The sequence below is a fragment of the Caballeronia sp. BCC1704 genome, from assembly GCF_902833455.1.
Classification (GTDB): Bacteria; Pseudomonadota; Gammaproteobacteria; order Burkholderiales; family Burkholderiaceae; genus Caballeronia.
This window is the reverse complement of record NZ_CADFFT010000002.1, coordinates 724,415-744,297: the sequence shown is the minus strand read 5'-3', so window position 1 is coordinate 744,297 and position 19,883 is coordinate 724,415. Positions and strand designations below refer to the sequence as shown.

At 64.1% G+C, this 19,883-nt stretch carries 13 protein-coding genes; 8 read left to right on the top strand and 5 right to left on the bottom strand.

The genetic code is table 11. From position 1 onward, the window contains the following. Nucleotides 1–30: 30 nt before the first annotated feature. From HWX53_RS13040 to HWX53_RS13020, 5 genes are read left to right on the top strand one after another with little or no spacing between them, the layout of a single operon-like run. Nucleotides 31–3,207, top strand: a complete 3,177-nt coding sequence (locus HWX53_RS13040) for an efflux RND transporter permease subunit (protein ID WP_175941387.1) — start codon at nucleotides 31–33, stop codon at nucleotides 3,205–3,207. Between the two features lie 24 nt (nucleotides 3,208–3,231). Then, nucleotides 3,232–4,506 (top strand): efflux RND transporter periplasmic adaptor subunit, encoded by a 1,275-nt coding sequence (locus HWX53_RS13035; RefSeq protein WP_244140095.1) that lies wholly within the window; start codon nucleotides 3,232–3,234, stop codon nucleotides 4,504–4,506. Then, entirely contained in the window at nucleotides 4,503–5,954 is a 1,452-nt protein-coding gene (locus HWX53_RS13030; RefSeq protein ID WP_175941385.1) for an efflux transporter outer membrane subunit, read from the top strand. Before HWX53_RS13035 ends, HWX53_RS13030 begins: the two co-directional genes overlap by 4 nt. A gap of 47 nt (nucleotides 5,955–6,001) precedes the next feature. Beyond that, complete coding sequence (locus tag HWX53_RS13025) at nucleotides 6,002–6,715, top strand: heavy metal response regulator transcription factor (RefSeq protein ID WP_175941383.1); 714 nt, start codon at nucleotides 6,002–6,004, stop codon at nucleotides 6,713–6,715. Then, complete coding sequence (locus tag HWX53_RS13020; RefSeq protein ID WP_175941381.1) at nucleotides 6,712–8,253, top strand: heavy metal sensor histidine kinase; 1,542 nt, start codon at nucleotides 6,712–6,714, stop codon at nucleotides 8,251–8,253. Before HWX53_RS13025 ends, HWX53_RS13020 begins: the two co-directional genes overlap by 4 nt. A gap of 14 nt (nucleotides 8,254–8,267) precedes the next feature. Here the strand turns inward: HWX53_RS13020 and HWX53_RS13015 are convergent, their stop codons facing one another. Genes HWX53_RS13015 through HWX53_RS12995 form a run of 5 tightly spaced genes read right to left on the bottom strand, consistent with a single transcriptional unit; the run spans nucleotide 8,268 to nucleotide 16,512 of the window. Next, nucleotides 8,268–11,006 carry a nitrate reductase gene (locus tag HWX53_RS13015; protein WP_175942400.1) on the bottom strand — a complete coding sequence of 913 codons (2,739 nt, stop codon included), beginning with the start codon at nucleotides 11,004–11,006 and terminating at the stop codon, nucleotides 8,268–8,270. 5 nt (nucleotides 11,007–11,011) lie between these two features. After that, nucleotides 11,012–12,274 (bottom strand): FAD-dependent oxidoreductase, encoded by a 1,263-nt coding sequence (locus tag HWX53_RS13010; protein ID WP_175941379.1) that lies wholly within the window; start codon nucleotides 12,272–12,274, stop codon nucleotides 11,012–11,014. Next, complete coding sequence (gene nirD, locus HWX53_RS13005; RefSeq protein WP_175941377.1) at nucleotides 12,271–12,615, bottom strand: nitrite reductase small subunit NirD; 345 nt, start codon at nucleotides 12,613–12,615, stop codon at nucleotides 12,271–12,273. Before nirD ends, HWX53_RS13010 begins: the two co-directional genes overlap by 4 nt. A gap of 15 nt (nucleotides 12,616–12,630) precedes the next feature. Further along, nucleotides 12,631–15,171, bottom strand: coding sequence for a nitrite reductase large subunit NirB (gene nirB, locus HWX53_RS13000; RefSeq protein ID WP_175941375.1), 2,541 nt, complete (start codon nucleotides 15,169–15,171; stop codon nucleotides 12,631–12,633). A 15-nt stretch (nucleotides 15,172–15,186) separates the two neighbouring features. Beyond that, nucleotides 15,187–16,512 (bottom strand): MFS transporter, encoded by a 1,326-nt coding sequence (locus tag HWX53_RS12995; protein WP_175941373.1) that lies wholly within the window; start codon nucleotides 16,510–16,512, stop codon nucleotides 15,187–15,189. 572 nt (nucleotides 16,513–17,084) lie between these two features. On the opposite strand from HWX53_RS12995, the gene cobA reads away from it, so the two are divergent. From cobA to HWX53_RS12980, 3 genes are all read left to right on the top strand, one after another. Further along, nucleotides 17,085–17,870: a uroporphyrinogen-III C-methyltransferase gene (cobA, locus tag HWX53_RS12990; protein WP_175941371.1), complete on the top strand. Its 786-nt coding sequence runs from the start codon at nucleotides 17,085–17,087 to the stop codon at nucleotides 17,868–17,870. Nucleotides 17,871–17,976: 106 nt separating this feature from the next. After that, nucleotides 17,977–18,552 carry an ANTAR domain-containing protein gene (locus HWX53_RS12985; RefSeq protein ID WP_175941369.1) on the top strand — a complete coding sequence of 192 codons (576 nt, stop codon included), beginning with the start codon at nucleotides 17,977–17,979 and terminating at the stop codon, nucleotides 18,550–18,552. Between the two features lie 20 nt (nucleotides 18,553–18,572). Beyond that, nucleotides 18,573–19,700, top strand: a complete 1,128-nt coding sequence (locus HWX53_RS12980) for a CmpA/NrtA family ABC transporter substrate-binding protein (RefSeq protein ID WP_175941367.1) — start codon at nucleotides 18,573–18,575, stop codon at nucleotides 19,698–19,700. Nucleotides 19,701–19,883: the final 183 nt, after the last annotated feature.

Sequence of the window (19,883 nt, the reverse complement as noted above, 5' to 3'; positions counted from 1 at the left end):
CGCCCTTCTCCCGCACTCTCTAACGACTCAATGTGGATCGTCAACGTTGCGCTGAAGCGCCCCTATACGTTCATCGTCATGGCCATCATGATCGTGCTGGCCACGCCGTTCGCCCTCTTGACGACGCCGGTAGACGTGCTGCCCGAGATCGACATTCCCGTGGTCAGCATTATCTGGACGTACACGGGCTTGTCCTCGCAGGACATCGCCAATCGCATCACGTCCGTCAACGAGCGCAGTCTCACGACGACGGTCAATAACATCGAGCACATCGAGTCGCAGTCGCTTCCGGGCATCGCCATCATCAAGCTGTTCCTGCAGCCCACCGCGAACATTCAGACGGCGATTGCGCAGACGGTCGCCGTCGAGCAGGCGCAGCTCAAGCAGATGCCGCCGGGCGCGACGCCACCCCTCGTCATCAGTTATTCGGCGTCGAGTATTCCGGTGATCCAGCTCGGCCTGTCGAGTCCCAAGCAATCGGAGCAGGAACTGAACGACACCGCGCTCAACTTTCTGCGTCCGCAACTGGTGACCATTCCGGGCGCGGCCGTGCCGTATCCGTATGGCGGCAAGACGCGCCTGATTTCGGTGGACCTCAACACCCGCGCGCTTCTCGCCAAGGGCCTCACGCCGATAGACGTGGTGAGCGCCGTCAACGCGCAAAACCTGATTCTTCCGACCGGAACCGCGAAGATCGGCTCGAAGGAATACACGATCAACATGAACGGCTCGCCGACGACAGTTGCGGGCCTGAACGATATCCCGGTACGCACGGTGAACGGCGCCACGACGTACTTGCGCGAAGTGGCGCACGTACGCGACGGTTCCTCGCCGCAGACAAACATCGTGCGACAGGACGGGCGACGCGGCGTGCTCATCTCCGTGCTGAAGAACGGCAATGCGTCGACGCTCGCCATCGTCAATACGTTGCATAGCCTGTTGCCGCAAGCGCGCGCCGCGCTGCCGCAAGATATCAAGATCACCGCGCTGTTCGACCAGTCCGTCTTCGTCAAGGCCGCCGTCGAAGGCGTGGTACGCGAAGCGCTGATTGCCGCCGCGCTGACCGCCGCGATGATCCTGCTCTTTCTCGGCAACTGGCGCAGCACGTGCATCATCGCCGCCTCGATTCCGTTGTCGATTCTTTCTTCGCTGCTCGCATTGCATGCGCTCGGGCAAACCATCAACATCATGACGCTCGGCGGCCTGGCGCTTGCTGTCGGCATACTGGTCGACGACGCGACCGTGACGATCGAGAACATCGAGCGTCATCTGCACATGGGCACGGGCCTGCACGAAGCGATTCTCGAAGGCGCGGGCGAAATCGCCGTGCCTGCGCTCGTTTCCACGCTATGCATCTGCATCGTGTTCGTGCCGATGTTCTTCCTGACCGGCGTCGCTCGCTACCTGTTCGTGCCGCTCGCGGAAGCCGTCGTCTTCGCGATGCTCGCGTCGTATGTCCTCTCGCGCACGCTCGTGCCGACGCTCGCCATGCTTTTGATGGGCCGCGCGCACGCAGCGGATGCGAAGGCCCGGCCGAATCTCTTCATGCGGCTGCATCGCCGGTTCGATCATGGCTTCGAACGCATGCGCGCTGCTTACATCGTCATTCTGAGCAGCCTGCTCGTGCGGCGACGCGTGTTCGGCTCGCTATTTCTGGGGTTCTGTCTGTTGTCGGCAGGACTGGTATTCGTGCTCGGCGAAGACTTCTTCCCGAGCGTGGATGCCGGCGATATCCGCATGCACATGCGCGCCCCGACCGGAACGCGCATCGAGGAAACGGCGCGTCTTGCGGACGAAGTGGAGAAAGTCGTGCGCAAGGTCGTGCCGCAAGACGAACTCGCCACCATTCTCGACAACCTCGGCCTGCCGTACAGCGGCATCAACTTGTCGTATAGCAACGCGGGCACGATCGGCACGCTGGATGGCGAGATACAGGTCGCGCTCAAGCCCGATCATGCGCCGACTCAAACCTACATCGACCAGTTGCGTTCCCTGCTGCCGCGCCTTTTTCCCGGCGTCGAATTCTTCTTTCAGCCAGCGGATATCGTCACGCAAATCCTGAACTTCGGTCTGCCCGCGGCCATCGACGTGCAGATTCAAGGGCAAAACCAGCAAGGCAATTTCCAAGTTGCCAGTAACCTGATGAAGCAGATACGCATGATCCCCGGCAACGTGGATACGCATATCCAGCAAAAGCTCGACCAACCCACGCTCAATCTCGTGATGGACCGTACGCGTTTGCAGCAGCTCAATCTGTCTGCGAGCAATGTCGCGCAGAACGTGCTCATTTCGCTGTCGGGCAGTTCGCAGACGTCGCCGGGCTTCTGGTTCAATCCGCGCAACGGCGTCGAATACAACATGGCGGTGCAGACGCCGCAATATCAGATATCGTCGGTCGATGAACTGATGCGCACGCCCGTCTCCGCGCCCGGCACGGGGCCGACGCAATTGCTCGGCAATCTCGTGCGCCTCTCGCCGCAGAGTCAGTTCGCGGTCGTGTCGCACTACAACATCCGCCCTGTCATCGACATTTTCGTGAGCGTGGAAGGACGCGATCTCGGCAGCGTCGCGCGTCGCGTGAACGAGCTCGTCGATCAGGCGCGCGGCACGCTGCCACGCGGAAGCCAGATCGCCGTGCGCGGACAGGTGGAGACCATGCGCACATCGTTCTTCGGCCTGGGCGTCGGCGTCGCGATGGCGATCGTGCTCGTGTATCTGCTGATCGTCGTGAACTTTCAATCGTGGATCGATCCGCTCATCATCGTGAGCGCGCTGCCTGCCGCCCTTGCAGGCATCATCTGGATGCTCTTTCTCACGGGCACGCATCTGTCCGTTCCGGCGCTGACCGGCGCAATCATGACGATGGGCGTCGCCACCGCCAACAGCATCCTGATGGTGTCCTTCGCAAGGCAACGCCTCGCGGCCGGCGCGCCGCCGCTCACGGCCGCGCTCGAAGCCGGCGCGAGCCGCATTCGCCCCGTGTTGATGACCGCCTTCGCGATGATCATCGGCATGATTCCGATGGCGCTCGGCCTCGGCGAAGGCGCGGAGCAGAACGCGCCGCTCGGCCGCGCGGTCATCGGCGGCCTGCTCTTCGCAACGGTATCGACGCTCTTCTTCGTGCCGCTTGTGTTCGCCGGCATTCACGCGCGGCTTGCACGCCGCGCGCGGCGCAAAGACGAAGCGCAGCATCACGATCAACATTGAACCGCATCACGCCCGAAGCCGAACATGACTGAAAAGAACCACGCATCGCTGGCCATTCCCGCGCGCGATCCCGACGAAGGCCCGGCGTTGCCGCCGCGCAATCTCGAATGGAAGCGCGCGAAGATTGCAATCGTGATCGTGCTCGCGCTGCTGGCGATAGGCGCCGCGCGGACGGTCGTGAGCGACCTCATGCATAACCGTTCGGTCGCCACGCGCACGCAGCAGAACGCGCAGCAATACGTCAACGTGGCTTCGCCGACACAGACGGACGGCAGCGGCGAGACCACGCTGCCGGGCACGTTGCGCGGCTTCGTCGAGTCGCCGATCTACGCGCGCGCAACCGGTTATCTGCTGCACTGGTACGTCGATATCGGCGCGCGCGTGAAGCAGGGACAATTGCTCGCCGATCTCGACACGCCCGAGATCGATCAGGAACTCGCGCAGGCCGTCGCGCAACGCGACCAGACCGCATCGAGCCTCGGGCTCGCGAAGACATCGCTCGAACGGTGGAAGCAATTGCGCCAACGCGATGCCGTTTCCCAGCAGGAACTGGATGAACGCCAGAGCACCTATAACCAGGATGTCGCGAACCTCGCGGCTGCCGATGCGAACGTGAAGCGCCTGCGCCAGCTCGAATCGTTCAAGCGTATCGTCGCGCCGTTCGCTGGCGTCGTCACGCAGCGCAATGTCGATGTCGGCGATCTCATCGATGCAGGCAGTGGCGCAAGCCGCGCGCTCTTCGCGCTCGCGCAGTCCGATCCGTTGCGCGTGTATGTGCAACTGCCGCAGGCCTACGCGCAGAACGTGTCGGTCGGGCAGCAGGTGGTCGTCACGCAAGCCGAGCTCCCCGGGCAACAGTTCCACGGCAAGATCACGCATATCTCCGGCGCGATCGACGTGCCCACGCGTTCGCTGCAAATCGAAGTGACGCTGCCCAATGCCGATGGACGTCTGCGCCCCGGTGCGTATGTGCAGGTCGCGGTGCCGTCCGTCGCGCACGCGCGTCTGATCGTTCCCGGCAATGCGTTGCTGTTTCGCTCCGAAGGTCCGCGCCTGGCCGTCGTCGATTCGAGCGGACACGTGCATCTCCACAAGATCGTGATCGCGCAGGACCTCGGGCAGACGCTGGAAATCGAGAGCGGCATCGAAGCGAACGACAAGATCATCATCAACCCGAGCGACTCGGTGGCGGACGGCGATCATGTCGTGATCGCGCCGCAACAAGGCCACCAGCACGAGCAGCAGCAACAACCTCAGCAACCCGAGCAGCAGGCGAGCGACAAGAAGGCCGCATCATGAGACGCATCGCCTCTATCGCGTTGCTGTCGATGCTCGCCGCCTGCACGGTCGGCCCCGACTATCAGCGCCCGCTTGCAGAGACGCCGCCGACATGGAAGACGGACTCGTACTGGCGCGTCGGCGAGCCTTCGCATGCGCCGCTTGCTCTCGACTGGTGGCGCGGGTTCGATGACGACATTCTCGACGGGCTCCAATCGCAGGCGCTCGCACAGAACCAGACGCTCGCCGCCGCGAGCGCGCATTACGAGCAGGCTCGCGCGACACTTGCGCAAACATCATCGCTCGCGCTGCCCGAAATCGACCTCGGCGCACAGGCGGCACGCACGCGCACCTCGCGCAATCGCCCGGTGAACAACTACAACACGCCGAGCATGTCGACCGTGCAGAACGACCTCAAGCTCGCGCCCACGGTCGATTATGACCTCGATCTCTTCGGCCGCATTCGCCGCGAAGTGGAAAGCGCGCAGGCATCGGAAGACCAGACACGCGATGACCTCGCCAACGCGCGTCTCGTCTTGACTACCGATCTCGCGAGCGCTTACTTCTCGATGCGCGAACTCGATGCGGAAATCGACGTGCTCAATCGCTCGGTGCAGTTGCAGGAGAAGGCGCTCGACTACGTGAACACGCAGCACAGTCTCGGCGCCGTATCCGGCCTCGATGTGTTGCAACAGCAATCGCAGCTCGATTCGACGCGTGTGCAAGCGCAACTGCTGCTCAATCAGCGCGCGCAATACGAGCATGCGATCGCCGCGCTGGTCGGCACGCCCGCGCCGCAATTCTCGATTGCCGCAAGAGTCGATGAAGGCCCGATTCCGCCGATACCGCTCGGCGTGCCGAGCGACGTGCTGCAGCGCAGACCCGATGTCGCGTCCGCGGAACGCGCGATGGCCGCCGCCAACGCGCAGATCGGCGTCGCGAAGGCCGCGTTCTTTCCGAGCCTCACGTTGCACGGCTCCATCGGCTGGGAAAGCACCGCGCTCACGAGCCTGATCTCCGCGCCGAGTCTCTTGTGGACCATCGGCACGATGGCGAGCCAGGTCGTGTTCGATGGCGGCCGTCGCTCGGCGGCGGTCGCATTCGCGAGCGAGGGGTATCGCGCAACCGAAGCGAACTATCGTCAGACCGTGTTGAACGCCTTCCAGCAAGTACAGGATGGCATCGTCGGGCTCTCGGTGCTGGATGGCGCAGCGAAACAGTCGCATGCCGCCGTGATGGATGCGCAGCGTCTGCTCTCGCTCGCGAATGACCGCTATTCCGGCGGCCTCGTCGCCTATCTCGATGTCATCACGGCGCAGCAGCAGTTGCTTACGAGCGAGCGGCAGGACGTGCAGATTCGCGGCCAGCAGCATACGGTATCGGTCGCGCTCGTGAAGGCATTGGGCGGCGGATGGGACGTGAGCGAGCCGGCGCAGACGCAAGATGTCGCCGACGCGCGGGCCAAGTAAATACCGCCGCGACACAATAAGCACACACTGAACACACAGGTGCAGGCATGAAAGTCCTGATAGTGGAAGACGAACACAAGGTGGTCGATTACCTGCGTTCCGGCCTGACCGAGCAGGGATGGGTCGTCGATGTCGCGATGGATGGCGAAGAAGGCACGCATCTCGCTGTCGAATACGACTACGACGTGATCGTGCTCGACGTGATGCTGCCGCGGCGCGATGGCTTCGCCGTGCTCAAGGCGCTGCGCATGCAGAAGTCGACGCCGGTCATCATGCTCACCGCGCGCGATCACATCAATGACCGCGTGCGCGGACTGCGCGAAGGCGCAGACGACTACCTCACGAAGCCGTTCTCTTTTCTGGAACTCGTCGAGCGGCTGCATGCGCTCGCACGGCGCACGCGCGCGCAGGAATCCACGCTGATTTCGGTCGGAGATCTTTACGTCGATCTGATCGGACGACGCGCGACCCGCGACGGCGTGCGCCTCGATCTGACCGCGAAGGAGTTTCAGCTTTTGAGCGTGCTCGCGCGTCGTCACGGCGATATCCTGTCGAAGACGGCGATCACCGAACTCGTATGGGAAGTGGATTTCGAAAGCCATACGAACGTGGTCGAGACCGCGATCAAACGCTTGCGCGCGAAACTCGACGGACCGTTTCGCACGAAGCTGCTGCATACGGTGCGCGGCATGGGCTATGTGCTCGAAGTGCGCGAGCCGCGCGATGCACGTGACACGAGGGAAGACGCGAGGCCATCATGAACGTTCCGTGGGAAGCATCGCACGAGGGTCCGCACGCACCGAATCTGCCGCGTTCGCAGCGCTCCATCGCGCGGCGGCTCGCGGTCATGTTCGCGCTCGTCGCGCTGTTCGTGTTCTCGCTCGTGGGCTCGGGGCTTTTTCTCGTGCTTCGCGTGCAGCTCGAACAGCACTTGCGCGATTCGCTCGATAACCGCGCCGAGATTGCGCGGCTCATCGTCACGCATGTGTCCAACGCGGACAAGTGGAAGATCGCGAAGGAGAAGCTCGCGGATATCACGCCGCGCGATGGCTCCACGCTTTTCGCAGTGACGAGCAACGACGCGCGCTTCAGCTACGGCACGCCGCCTGCGGGCCACGTCACCAAGCGCGTGCTCGGCGGCTATGCGCGCTTCAAGCCCGAAGGCCGCGCGTACGACATGCTGATGACCACGCTCACGATCCCGCCCAACGCCGACCGTCCGCCGCTACAGCTTTTCGTCGCGGTGGATTGCTCGCCGAACGTGCGGACCATGCGCGTTTTCGGCGTAGCGCTCGCCGCACTGACGGCGCTCGCGACGGTTGCTGTATTGCTGCTGAGTTACTCCGTGGCGCGGCTCGGCCTGGCGCCGCTCACGCGGCTCACGCGCGATGCCCAGAGCGTCAGCCCGAACAATCGCTCGCAACGGCTCAACACGCGTTCGTTGCCGCTCGAACTGGAAGACCTCGCGAAGTCGTTCAACGGCGCGCTCGAACGGCTCGATCATGCATACGGGCGTCTCGAAGCATTCAATGCCGATGTCGCGCACGAATTGCGCACGCCTGTCACCATTCTCATCGGTCAAACCGAAGTGGCATTGACGCGGGACCGTCCGATAGAAGAACTGCGTCATACGTTGCAGTCGAATTTGGAGGAGTTCGAACGCGTGCGCGCGATCATCAACGACATGCTGTTCCTCGCGCGCGCCGATCAGGGCGAACGCGCGACGGGCCTCGTGGAAGTGTCGCTTGCCGCCGAAGTGCAACGCACGCTGGACTTCCTGGAGATTCCGCTCGAAGAAGCGCACGTGCGCGCCGTATCGAGCGGAGATGCGCGGGCTTTCGTGAACACATCGCTATTCGGACGCGCGTTGTCGAATCTCGTGATGAACGCGATTCAGCATTGCGCGCCGGGCGCGACCATATCGGTTTCGATCAAGCGCGAGCAGACACGCGTGAGCATAGCCGTCGCCAATCCCGGCGAGCCGATTGCGCCGCACATCATGGAACATCTGTTCGACCGCTTCTATCGCGCGGAGAGTTCGCGAACGAATAGCCGCGAGAATCACGGGCTCGGGCTTGCCATCGTGAAAGCCGTCGCGGAGATGCATCGCGGCACGGTGTCGGCGACGAGCGAGAAAGGCACCAATACATTCGCGTTCTCCATCGCGCGCTTCGGCAACGACGACCGGCCGATGCACGAGCTACCGATGCGCGGCACCGCGCATGCCCTCGCCAAGCACGGCGCGCCGCATTCGTCGCAAACGCGCGAAGGCAAGATCGGCGTGCGGCCCGCCGGATAGACCGAGGCGAGGCGTCAGCTGACGCTCAGTTGCGCCATCTCCGTCTCCACGATGAGCTTCTTCAACTCCGGCACACACGATCCGCAGTTGCCGCCCGCCTTCACGCATGCAGTGACCTGCGCCGCTGTTTTCAGCCCTTTCTCGCGGATCGCGTTGCAGATCGTGTTGCGGCCCACGCCGAAGCACGAGCACACCGTCGGTCCCGTGTCCTCGCCCTTGCCGATCGCCTGACCGAGCAGAAGGCTCGCGCGGTCTTCATCGCTCAGACGCTCCTTGTCGAAGAGACTCGCGAGCCATGCGCGCGCCGGCAGGTCCGGGCGCTCGCTGATGAACACGCAACTCTCGATGCGATCGTCCACCACATGCGCCGCGCGATACACGCCCGCGCTCTTGTCTTCATACTCGATCCAGTCGGCGTGCGGATCGTCGACGCCGAGAAACGCACGCGCCCAGTCGTGATGATCGCCCTGCGACGCATCGAAGCGATTGCGTCCTGCGAGTTCATAACGCATGAAACGGTCGCCATGAACGCGCGTCCAGTGCGTGACCGAATCGAGCACCGGCGTGCTGCGGGAAAGCGAGAAACCGTGCCACGTCACATGGAATTTCTCGACGGCCACGGGCGTATGCTTGAACTCGGGCTCGCCCGACACCGGATCGACAACGGGATTCACTACTGCGCCCACGCGCGCATCCGATGCTACTTGGTCGTTCCAGTGAATCGGCACGAAGACGCTGCCGCGCTGCATGCCGCCGCTGTGTTGCACGCGAGCGATCATCGAACCCCAGCGGCTCGTGATCCGCGCCAGTTCGCCCTCACGCACGCCGCATGCGAGCGCGTCTTGCGGATGCATGTCGAGGAACGACTCGCTAATATGTCCTGCGAGCTTTGCTGAACGACCCGTACGCGTCATCGTGTGCCACTGGTCGCGCACGCGTCCGGTATTGAGCACGAACGGATATTCGCTGTCAGGCGCATTGACGGGCGCGCGCGGCGGCGTTGCGATGAAACGCGCGCGGCCGTCCGCATGACTGAACCGGCCCGTTTCGAACAACCGTGTGTTGCTGGCGGCTTTGATGGCACGCAGCGGCCATTGCACCGGCTCCAGTGCGTCGTAGTGCTCGCGCGTCAGATCGCTCAGTCCGCCGATATCGAATGCGCGATACACGCCGCTTTCCGCATCGTTGCGATACGAAGAAAGACGCGCGTGCTCATCGAAAATCTCGTGCGGCGCGTCGAAGTCGAAACCATCGAAGCCCATGCGCCGCGCGACATCGCAGATGATGCGCCAGTCGGCACGCGCTTGTCCCGGCGCGGGCAGAAACGCGCGTTGACGCGAGATGCGCCGTTCCGAGTTGGTCACCGTTCCTTCCTTCTCGCCCCATCCGAGCGCGGGCAACAGCACATGCGCGAAGGCATTGGTGTCCGTCTTCTCGATGATGTCCGATACGACGACCAGTTCGCACTTGTCGAGCGCCCGCTTGACGCGATCGCCGTCGGGCAGACTCACCACCGGATTCGTGCCCATGATCCACACTGCCTTCACGCGGCCCGTTTCGATGGCGTCAAACAGTTCGACGGCTTTCAGACCCACGCGCGCAGCCATGCGTGGCGAAGACCAGAACGTCTGCACCGTGTCGCGGTGCATCGCGTTATCCAGTTCGAGATGCGCGGCGAGGGTGTTGGCGAGGCCGCCGACTTCGCGGCCGCCCATCGCATTGGGCTGGCCCGTGAACGAGAAAGGTCCCATGCCCGGCTTGCCGATGCGCCCCGTCGCCAGATGACAGTTGATGATGCTGTTGACCTTGTCCGTTCCCGCGCTCGATTGATTGACGCCTTGCGAATAGACCGTGACGACACGCTCGGTGCGCGTGAAGAGTCGATAGAACGCGAGCAGGTCGTGCGCATCCGCCTTGCAGTCGCGCGCCACTTGTTCGATGTCCGCGGCTCCCGCTGCCGAAAGCGCCGCGTCGTAGCCATCGGTATGAGCGTCGACGAACGCGGCATCCGTTGCGCCATGCGCCGCGAGAAACGCCAACAGTCCGTTGAACAGCCGAACGTCGCTGCCGGGTTTCAATGGAAGATGCAGGTCCGCCATCTCGCACGTCGCGGTGTAGCGCGGATCGATGACCACGATCTTCACGTCCGGCCGCGCTTCCTTCACCTTCATCATGCGCTGAAAAAGGATCGGATGGCACCACGCCGTGTTCGATCCGACGAGCACGATCAGGTCCGCGAGTTCGAGGTCTTCGTAGTTCACCGGCACCAGGTCTTCGCCGAATGCGCGCTTGTGCCCCGCCACCGAAGACGACATGCAGAGCCGCGAATTCGTATCGATGTTCGCGCTGCCGAAATAGCCCTTCATGAGCTTGTTCGCGACGTAATAGTCCTCCGTCAGCAGTTGCCCCGACACATAGAACGCAACCGCATCGGCCCCGTGTTCGGCGATGATGCGCGCAAAGCCGCTCGCCACCGTGCCGATCGCATCGTCCCACGACACGTCGCTGAGTGCGCCCGTTGCCTTGTCGCGCAGCTTCGGATGCAGCAGCCGCCCTTCGAGGCCGACCGTATCGCCGAGCGCCGAGCCTTTCACGCACAGACGGCCGAAGTTCGACGGATGCGTTTCGTCGCCTGCAATCGCAACGTCGGTCGCCGTGCGCGGCGTGGCCACGACACCGCACCCCACGCCGCAATAGGGGCATGTGGTGCGCACGCCGACAGGATCAGCGCGCGTGATCGGAATGATGTCCATGCTACTCATGCAGCCCCTTCGCAAAGTGTCTTGCCGAACAACAAGCGGTCGCGATACCGCGAAACATCCGCGCCGCTCTGAATCAGATCGAAGTACCAGCCGCCGTCCTTCACATCACCATACAGGACCGTGCCGATCACGCGGCCCGCTTGCAGCACGAGTCGCTTGTATACGCCGCGGCGCGGGTCGCGCAGCACGAGATCTTCGCTGCCTTCCCCGCCGATGAGATCGCCTGCGGAATACAGGTCCACGCCGGTTACTTTCAGCTTGGTCGCGGTCGCACGCTGCACGTAACGCCGATGCCCCGCGCCTGCGAGATGCGCGCCGGCCACGCGCGCCTGATCCCAGATCGGCGCGACCAGACCGAACGTGGCCGAGCGATGCTGCACGCATTCGCCGACCGCATACACGCGCGGATCGAACGTTTGCAGCGTATCGTCCACGACGATCGCGCGATCGCAGTGCAGACCCGAAGCCTTCGCCAGCGCGATATTCGGGCGCACGCCGGCGGTCATCACGACGAGGTCAGCCTCGATCTCCGTGCCGTCGGCAAAACGCACGGCACGCACGCGTTCCTCGCCGACGATCTCGGTGGTTTGCGCGGCCATCGCAAAGCACAGGCCCTTTGCTTCGAGCGAACGCTTGAGCAACGCGGACGCACTCGCGTCGAGTTGCCGATCCATCAGGCTATCGCTCGCATGCACGACGGTCACGGACATGCCCTGCCGCTGCAACCCGTTCGCCGCTTCGAGTCCGAGCAGTCCGCCACCGATGACAACGGCACGCCGATGATGACGCGCGGCCTCGCGCATTGTTTCGACATCCTGAATGTCTCGAAACGCGATGACGCCTTCAAGATCGCGCCCCGGCACGGGAATCACGAACGGCGTCGATCCGGTCGCGATCAGCAAGCGGTCGTATCGGGCCTCGCGTCCCTTCTCGGAGCGTACGATACGGCGCGCACGATCGATTTCGACGACCGCATCGCCCGCATGCAGCGTGATGCCATTCGCGTCGTACCATTCGCGCGTGTTGATGACGATGTCGTCGATGCTCTTTTCACCGGCGAGCACCGGCGAAAGCATGATGCGGTTGTAGTTGCCGTGAGGTTCGGCACCGAACACGGTGATGTCGTACAGCTCGGGCGCGATCTTCAGCAACTCTTCGACGGTGCGCATGCCGGCCATGCCGTTGCCGACCACCACGAGCTTTTGCCTCTCGGCGCGAGCCGCGCCTGCCGCAGCCGCAACCGCATATTCGGTTCTCATGCCGCGATCCAGACTTTGCCGCCCGCGACGCGCGCGCGATACGCATTGACCGAACGCTCCGGCGCTTCGAGGCATTCGCCCGTGCGCAGATCGAAGTGCTGTTTGTAGAGCGGCGACGCCACGACAATGCGTTCGCCGAGACTGCCGACGATGCCGCGCGAGAGCACGGCGGCCTGCGAGTGCGGGTCGACGTTATCGATGGCATACACCGTGTTCGAATCCGCCGCGACGTGAAACACGGCGACCTGCGCGCCGTTGACGAGCGCGCAGACGCCCGTGTCGGGCACGATATCGTCCAGTTCGCAAACGGCGGTCCAGTCCGGTTCGATACGGTCGTTCATGGTGTGCTCCTGAGTTCAGACGGTTTCGACAACCACGGGAATATCGATGCGCTTCGTCTTGCGTTCATCCGGCGTCGCGGGCCGGATCTGGCCGCGCTCTTCCACGAAGGTCACGGTTTCATCGCCCTTGTCGCTGTTCACGAAGTGACGGAAGCGCTTGCGCGTTTCGGGGTCGGTGACGGCCTTCTTCCACTCGTCTTCGTACGTATCCACGACGAGTTGCATCTCGGCTTCCAGTTCATCGGCGATATCGAGCTTGTCGTTGACGACCACATCGATCAGATAGTCCAGACCGCCTTCGAGGTTGTCGCGCCATACGCTCGTACGCTGCAGGCGGTCGGCGGTGCGCACGTAGAACATCAGGAAGCGATCGATGTAACGCACGAGCGTCGCCTGATCCAGATCGGACGCGAGCAGTTCCGCGTGACGCGGCTTCATGCCGCCGTTGCCGCAGACGTACAGGTTCCACCCTTTCTCGGTCGCGATGACGCCGATATCCTTTCCCTGCGCTTCGGCGCATTCGCGCGTGCAGCCCGATACGCCGAACTTGATCTTGTGCGGCGTGCGCAAGCCCTTGTAGCGATTTTCGAGTTGCACCGCGAGGCCGACCGAATCGCCGACTCCGTAGCGGCACCACGTCGAGCCGACGCACGACTTGACCGTGCGCAGCGCCTTGCCGTACGCATGTCCCGATTCGAAGCCGGCCGCAATGAGTTCTTCCCAGATGAGCGGCAATTGCTCGACGCGCGCGCCGAACATATCCACGCGCTGCCCGCCGGTGATCTTCGTGTAGAGCCCGTATTTCTTCGCGATCTGACCGACGGCGATCAGGCCATCGGGCGTGACTTCCCCGCCCGCCATGCGCGGCACGACGGAATACGTGCCATCGCGCTGAATGTTGGCGAGGTAGTAGTCGTTCGAATCCTGCAAGCTGGCGTGCTCTTTCTTGAGCACGAATTCGTTCCAGCACGAAGCGAGAATGCTTGCGACCACGGGTTTGCAGATATCGCAGCCAAGGCCCTTGCCGTGTTTCGCGAGCAGGGACGCAAACGTGCGATGTCCTTCGACTCGCGCGATGTGATACAGCTCTTGCCGCGAATAAGCGAAGTGTTCGCACAGGTGATTGTTCACCGCCAGGCCCTGCCGACTCATCTCCGACTTCATCACTTGCGTGACGAGCGGCACGCAGCCGCCGCACGATGCGCCCGCCTTGCACGCGCTCTTCAATGCGCCGATGCTGGTCGCGCCCGCGCAGACCGCCGCGCAGATCTCGGCTTTGCTCACGTTGTTGCACGAGCAGATCTGCGCTGCGTCCGGCAATGCCTCGACGCCGAGCGCCGGTTTGGCCTTGCCGTCTGCTTGCGGAAGAATGAGGAATTCCGGCGCTTCGGGCAGTTCCATCTTGTTCAGCATCAACTGCAAGAGCGTGCCGTATTCGGTCGCATCGCCGACCATCACGCCGCCGAGCAGATACTTGCCGCATTCGGAGACGACGAGCTTCTTGTAGACCTGCTTGCGTTCATCGCTGAATTGATAAGAGCGGCTGCCGGGCGTCTTCGCGTGCGCATCGCCGATGCTCGCCACATCCACGCCCATCAGCTTGAGCTTCGTGCTCATGTCCGCGCCCACGAACGACGCCTCTTCGCCCAGCAACTGCTTCGCGACGATGCGCGCCATGTCGTAGCCCGGCGCGACGAGGCCGAACACCTGGCCGTTCCACGATGCGCATTCGCCGATCGCGTAGATATGCTCGTCGCTCGTGCGGCATGCGTCGTCGATCACGATGCCGCCGCGCGCGCCGACTTCGAGGCCTGCGGAACGCGCGATATCGTCGCGCGGACGAATGCCTGCGGAGAACACGATCATGTCCGTGTCGAGATGCGCGCCGTCCGCGAAGTTCATGCGGTTGACCGCGCCTTCGCCGTCGACGATGGCAAGCGTGTTGCGGTTCGTATGCACCGTCACGCCGAGCGCCTCGATCTTGCTGCGCAGCACGCGGCCGCCGCCTTCGTCCACTTGCACGGCCATCAGGCGCGGCGCGAATTCGACGACGTGCGTTTGCAGCCCCATGTCGCGCAGCGCCTTCGCGGCTTCGAGCCCGAGCAAACCGCCGCCCACCACCGTGCCCGTCTTCGAACGCGCGCCGAACGCCTGCATCGCTTGCAGGTCTTCGATCGTGCGATAGACGAAACATCCTTCGCGGTCCTTACCTTCTACCGGCGGGACGAAGGGATACGATCCGGTCGCCAGCACGAGCTTGTCGTAGGCGAGCGTTTCACCGGTCGATGTCGTGACCGTGCGCGCGGCGCGGTCGATGGCGACGGCTCTCGCATTCAGCTTCAGCGCGTAACCGGAACGCTCGAAGAAGCCTGCTTCGACGAGCGAGAGGTCGTCCGCCGACTTGCCCGCGAAAAACTCCGACAGATGCACGCGGTCGTACGCTGCGCGCGGTTCCTCGCACAACACCGTGACATGCAGTGCTTCATTGGCGCTTTCAGCGAGGCATTCGAGGAATTTGTGGCCGACCATGCCGTGGCCGATAACGATGATGTTCATGACAGTGACCTTTCCTCAGTGAGCAACGCCGTTATTGACTGCGAGCGCGCTTTCACGCAGCGCGGCTTCGCGGGCCTTGTGTTCGGGAGAGAAGCGCACGGCGATGGCGCACAGCGCCGAGCCCGCGACCAGCACGCCGAGCAGCGAGAGCGTCTGCTGCACGTTGCCGACGCCTTTCATCAGAAAGCCCGCGGCTACCGCGCCCGCATTGCCGCCCGCGCCGATCACGCCGGCCACGCCGCCGAGCGCCTTGCGGTCGATGAACGGCACGAGCGCATACGTCGCACCGCATGCCATGTGCGTGAAGAGACCGAACGCGATCATCGCGATGACGGCAAGCGCGATGCTGTCCGCATGCGCGAACGCATAGAGACCGACGCCCTCGCCCGCGATCAGCACGAAGAGCAGCGTCGCGCGAATGTCGAGACCGCGCCGCGCGGCGGCCTTATCCGAGAGCCAGCCGCCGAGCGCGCGGGCGAACAACGCAAGCAAGCCGAAGCTGCCCGCTGCCATGCCCGCCTGACCCAGCGACAACCCGAAGTGATCGACGTAATAGACCGCCGCGATGTTGTGGATGAACACCTCGACGCCGAAGCTCGCGCCATAGGTCACGAAGAGCATCCATACGCGATAGTTCGCGCAGGCGGTGACAAAGCTCTGCCAGCCGCCCTTCTTGCCGCCGTCGATGGCGATGCCCGCGCGACGCAGTTGCGCGAAGTCGCCTTGCGGACAGTCCTGCGTATAACGCCAGTAGAAGAAGGCCATCACAGGCATCGCCAGGCCGGGCACGATGAGCGCGATACGCCATGCCGATGCTTCACCTGCGCCCAATGCGATCGCCGCCGCAACGAGCAAGGGCACGACGGCTTGCGCCGCGCCCGCGCCTGCGTTGCCCCAGCCTGCGGTCGTCGCGTTGGCCGTGCCGACGACGTTCGGCGCGAACATCACCGACGTGTGGTACTGCGTGATGACGAAGCTCGCGCCGATAGCGCCGATCGCGAGCCGGCACCACAAGAAGCTGTCGTATCCCGTGGAAAGCGCCGCGCCGATGACCGGCACCGCGCCGACGAGCAACAGCGCGCTATACACCTTGCGCGGGCCGAAGCGGTCGCACATCGGGCCGATCACGAGCCGCACGAGAATCGTCACCGCGACCGCCGCGATGTTGATGTTGGCGATCTGGTCCGCATTGAGTCCGTACTCACGCTTGATAAGCGGCATGAGCGGCGCGCACGCGAACCACGCGAAGAAGCACACGAAGAACGCCATCCACGTGAGATGGAAGGCGCGCATCGGCGCCGTGCGCAAGCTGAAGAGATCGATCCGGGTGGCTTTGTCCATCGTCTTTCCGAAAAAAGAAAGGCGTCCCGCGCATCCGGCCGATGGCCAGATGCAGGGGACGCCGTTGTCCGTGCCCACTTGGCTTCAATCAGCCGGGCGCTATGTTCAGGACGGATCGCCGTTGATCCGATGGCGAGACTAAAGGCAAGGGCTATGCCATGCGCGTGGCATCGCCCGCTTTCGCTTGCTGCATAAGGCTCGGCAACGAGCGCGCACTCGATGCGTGCATTCATCGCGCGTCGCATTCGGATGCACGCCGGCACAGCGATGGTGCGACGCAGCACTCATCGCGTGCGAAGGGGATTCGTGGCTGCGGTGTACGAACCGGTTAGCGCACGCTGATCTCCACTGTTCACGGGGCTTCTTCGTCGCCGATGGCATCCACAGAGAAAATGGCCCGCTTATTGCATTGGAGCGAAGGCCACGGCAACGGCGCCGTTGGCGCATGAGTATTGACGGATCGAACGCACCGACTGCGAACCACGGACAACGGCGTCCCTCGTGCCCGACACGAGCGGACGCTTTGCGCGTTCGCCGCGCCGATTCCAGCAACATGCGATACAGGACCGAATATGAGCACCACTCCCGCGAAGAACCCAGGCAAAGTCACGCTGCTGAGCGCAGGCCCGGGCGACCTCGATCTCTTGACCATCCGCGCCGCCAACGTGCTCGCCGCAGCCGACATCCTGCTGCTCGACGACCTCGCGAATCAGGACATCGTCACGCTCGCGCCGCGCGCTCGCGTGATTCGCGTAGGAAAACGCGGCGGCTGCAAGTCCACGCCGCAAGCGTTCATCGAGCGCCTCATGCAGCGTTACGCGAAGAAGGGCCTGCACGTCGTGCGCGTGAAGGGCGGCGACGCGCTCTTGTTCGGTCGCGCAGGCGAGGAACTGACCGCGCTGCGCGGCGCGGGCATTGCGGTGGACATCGTGAACGGGGTGTCGTCGGGCTTTGCGGCGGCGGCGAGTCTCGGCGTGTCGCTCACGCATCGCGACCATTGCCAGGGCGTGACGTTCGTGACGGCGCACATGCAGGATCACGGCGAGCCGGACTGGCGCGCGCTCGCGGCCACCGGCATGACGCTCGCCATCTACATGGGCATGAGCCGCATTGCGCGTATCGCGGCGACGCTGCTCGACGCGCTGCCCGCCAGCACGCCGGCAGCGGTGGTGCAGCACGCGGGCTCGGCGCATGAGAAGCGGCTCGTGACCACGCTCGATCGCCTTGCCACCGATGCCGCCGCAGCCGGACTCGGCAGCCCGGCTGTGATCTTCGTGGGCGGAGCGATCGGCGAAGCGGTGGGCTTTGCGGTTGATTCGGCGGCGCGCCGCGAGCACGGTTTCGCTCACGCGGCCTGAGCGACGCCGTCATGCGGCCTATGCCATTCGGCCAGGTTTTCGCTCGTGGCGCCGTGCGTTAGAGTCGAATCCACCGATACCTCGAACACCGCTTTCCGCTCAACAGATGCTTCGCGTCCTACTCGTCACCGACACAGACAAGCCCATCGGCGATCTTCGCGATCAGCTCGCCCGCATGGGCTATGAGATGCTCGCCGAGGTCGCCGCGCCTGCCAAGCTGCATGCGGCCGTCGAGAGCCAGAAGCCGGATGTCGTCATCATCGACACGGACTCCCCTTCGCGCGATACGCTCGAACAACTCGCGGTGATGAATCAGGCCGCCCCGCGCCCCGTGCTGATGTTCAGCAACGACGCGGACCAGCAGTTCATCCGCGCGGCCGTCGGCGCGGGCGTGACCGCCTATTCGGTGGAGGGCCTCGCGCCCGAGCGGCTCGCGCCGATCATCGAGGTCGCGCTCGCGCGCTTCGCTCACGAGGCGCGGCTGCGGCTGCGGCTGGAACAAGTCGAGAACGAACTCGCGCAACGCAAGCTCATCGACCGCGCGAAGCGTCTGCTGATGGAACGGCGCGGCATGTCGGAAAACGACGCTTACGCCACGCTGCGCAAACGCGCGATGGATCAGGGCGTAAAAGTCGCGGAAATCGCCCGCCAGCTTCTTTCCGTGGCCGATCTGCTCGGTTAGACAGTACTCCCTATCAAGTCATGAATTCGCCCAAATCCGCTTCATCTGCCACGCACGCGCCCGAACGCACCCATCTGCGGCTCGGCTTCGTCGCGCTCAGCGACGCCGCGCCGCTCGCCGCCGCCGCGCTGCGCGAGATGGGACAGCGCCACGGCATCGAGATCGAGTTGTGCCGGCAGCCGTCGTGGGCCGTCGTGCGAGACAAACTTCTGTCGGGCGAACTCGACGCGGCGCACGCGCTGTACGGGCTCGTGTATGGCGTGCAGCTCGGCATCGGCGGGCCGCAGGCCGACATGGCCGTGCTCATGGTGCTCAATCGGAACGGACAGGCGATCACGCTCTCGAATCCGATTGCCGACGCGATCCGCGAAGGAGCCAGCGTGAAGGACGCGCTGGCGTCGCTCGGTCGCGTGCCGGTCATCGCGCAGACGTTCCCGACCGGCACGCATGCGATGTGGCTCTACTACTGGCTCGCGGCGAATGGCGTGCATCCGCTGCGCGACGTGCGCAGCGTGGTGATTCCGCCGCCGCGCATGGCCGAGGCGCTCGCCGAAGGCACGCTCGACGGCTTCTGCGCGGGCGAGCCGTGGCACGGCGTGGCCGAAGCGCGCGGCGCGGGACGCACGGTCGTCCATACGAGCGAGATGTGGCCGGATCATCCGGAAAAGGTGCTCGCCTGCCGGCGCGATTTTGTCGCGCTGTATCCGAATACCGCGCGCGCGCTGGTGCGCACGATGCTCGATGCGTGCGCGTGGGTTGACCGGCCCGAGCACCGCGCGGAGATCGCGCGAGCGCTCGCTTCGTCGGATTTGCTGAGCGTGCCGCGCGAACTGATCGAAGCACGGCTCGGCTCGCCCCGCGGCATCGCGCCCGTGCGCTTCTTCGATGAAGGCGCGGTGAACTATCCGCGCGCGTCCGAAGGCTTGTGGTTCATCACGCAGTACCGTCGATGGGGCATGCTCGGCGGCGAGAGCGATGACGCCGCCGTGGCCGCGGCTGTGAATCAGACGGCTCTTTATGTCGAGGCAGCGGACGCTTCGGGCGTGCCGATTCCTGCGGAACGCCAGACCGCTACCCTCTGCGATGGCCGCGTATGGGATGGCAGCGATGCGGTGGCGTATGTCGCCGGGTTTGATGTGAGAGCCTGAAGCGGCGCGGACCACACCGAAGATGGCGCATTCCACAAGAATCGGTGAATGGACCCCGATGGGCGATCGGCGTGCGTCCTTCGGCTGCGCCCCGCCTCGTTCGGCTCGATGATCACTCGCCGGTGCCGTGATGGCATCGCCGTTTAGATGGTGTCGTGTCCGCGCTGCTTGTGTAATGCCACG

Bases quoted from the DNA above. Each gene is read 5' to 3' on its own strand.
- HWX53_RS13030 (WP_175941385.1), top strand. From the start codon at position 4,503: ATGAGACGCATCGCCTCTATCGCGTTGCTGTCGATGCTCGCCGCCTGC.
- nirB (WP_175941375.1), bottom strand. From the start codon at position 15,171: ATGAACATCATCGTTATCGGCCACGGCATGGTCGGCCACAAATTCCTC.
- HWX53_RS13025 (WP_175941383.1), top strand. From the start codon at position 6,002: ATGAAAGTCCTGATAGTGGAAGACGAACACAAGGTGGTCGATTACCTG.
- HWX53_RS12980 (WP_175941367.1), top strand. From the start codon at position 18,573: ATGAATTCGCCCAAATCCGCTTCATCTGCCACGCACGCGCCCGAACGC.
- HWX53_RS13020 (WP_175941381.1), top strand. From the start codon at position 6,712: ATGAACGTTCCGTGGGAAGCATCGCACGAGGGTCCGCACGCACCGAAT.
- cobA (WP_175941371.1), top strand. From the start codon at position 17,085: ATGAGCACCACTCCCGCGAAGAACCCAGGCAAAGTCACGCTGCTGAGC.
- HWX53_RS12995 (WP_175941373.1), bottom strand. From the start codon at position 16,512: ATGGACAAAGCCACCCGGATCGATCTCTTCAGCTTGCGCACGGCGCCG.
- HWX53_RS12985 (WP_175941369.1), top strand. From the start codon at position 17,977: ATGCTTCGCGTCCTACTCGTCACCGACACAGACAAGCCCATCGGCGAT.
- HWX53_RS13035 (WP_244140095.1), top strand. From the start codon at position 3,232: ATGACTGAAAAGAACCACGCATCGCTGGCCATTCCCGCGCGCGATCCC.
- HWX53_RS13010 (WP_175941379.1), bottom strand. From the start codon at position 12,274: ATGAGAACCGAATATGCGGTTGCGGCTGCGGCAGGCGCGGCTCGCGCC.
- HWX53_RS13040 (WP_175941387.1), top strand. From the start codon at position 31: ATGTGGATCGTCAACGTTGCGCTGAAGCGCCCCTATACGTTCATCGTC.
- nirD (WP_175941377.1), bottom strand. From the start codon at position 12,615: ATGAACGACCGTATCGAACCGGACTGGACCGCCGTTTGCGAACTGGAC.
- HWX53_RS13015 (WP_175942400.1), bottom strand. From the start codon at position 11,006: ATGGACATCATTCCGATCACGCGCGCTGATCCTGTCGGCGTGCGCACC.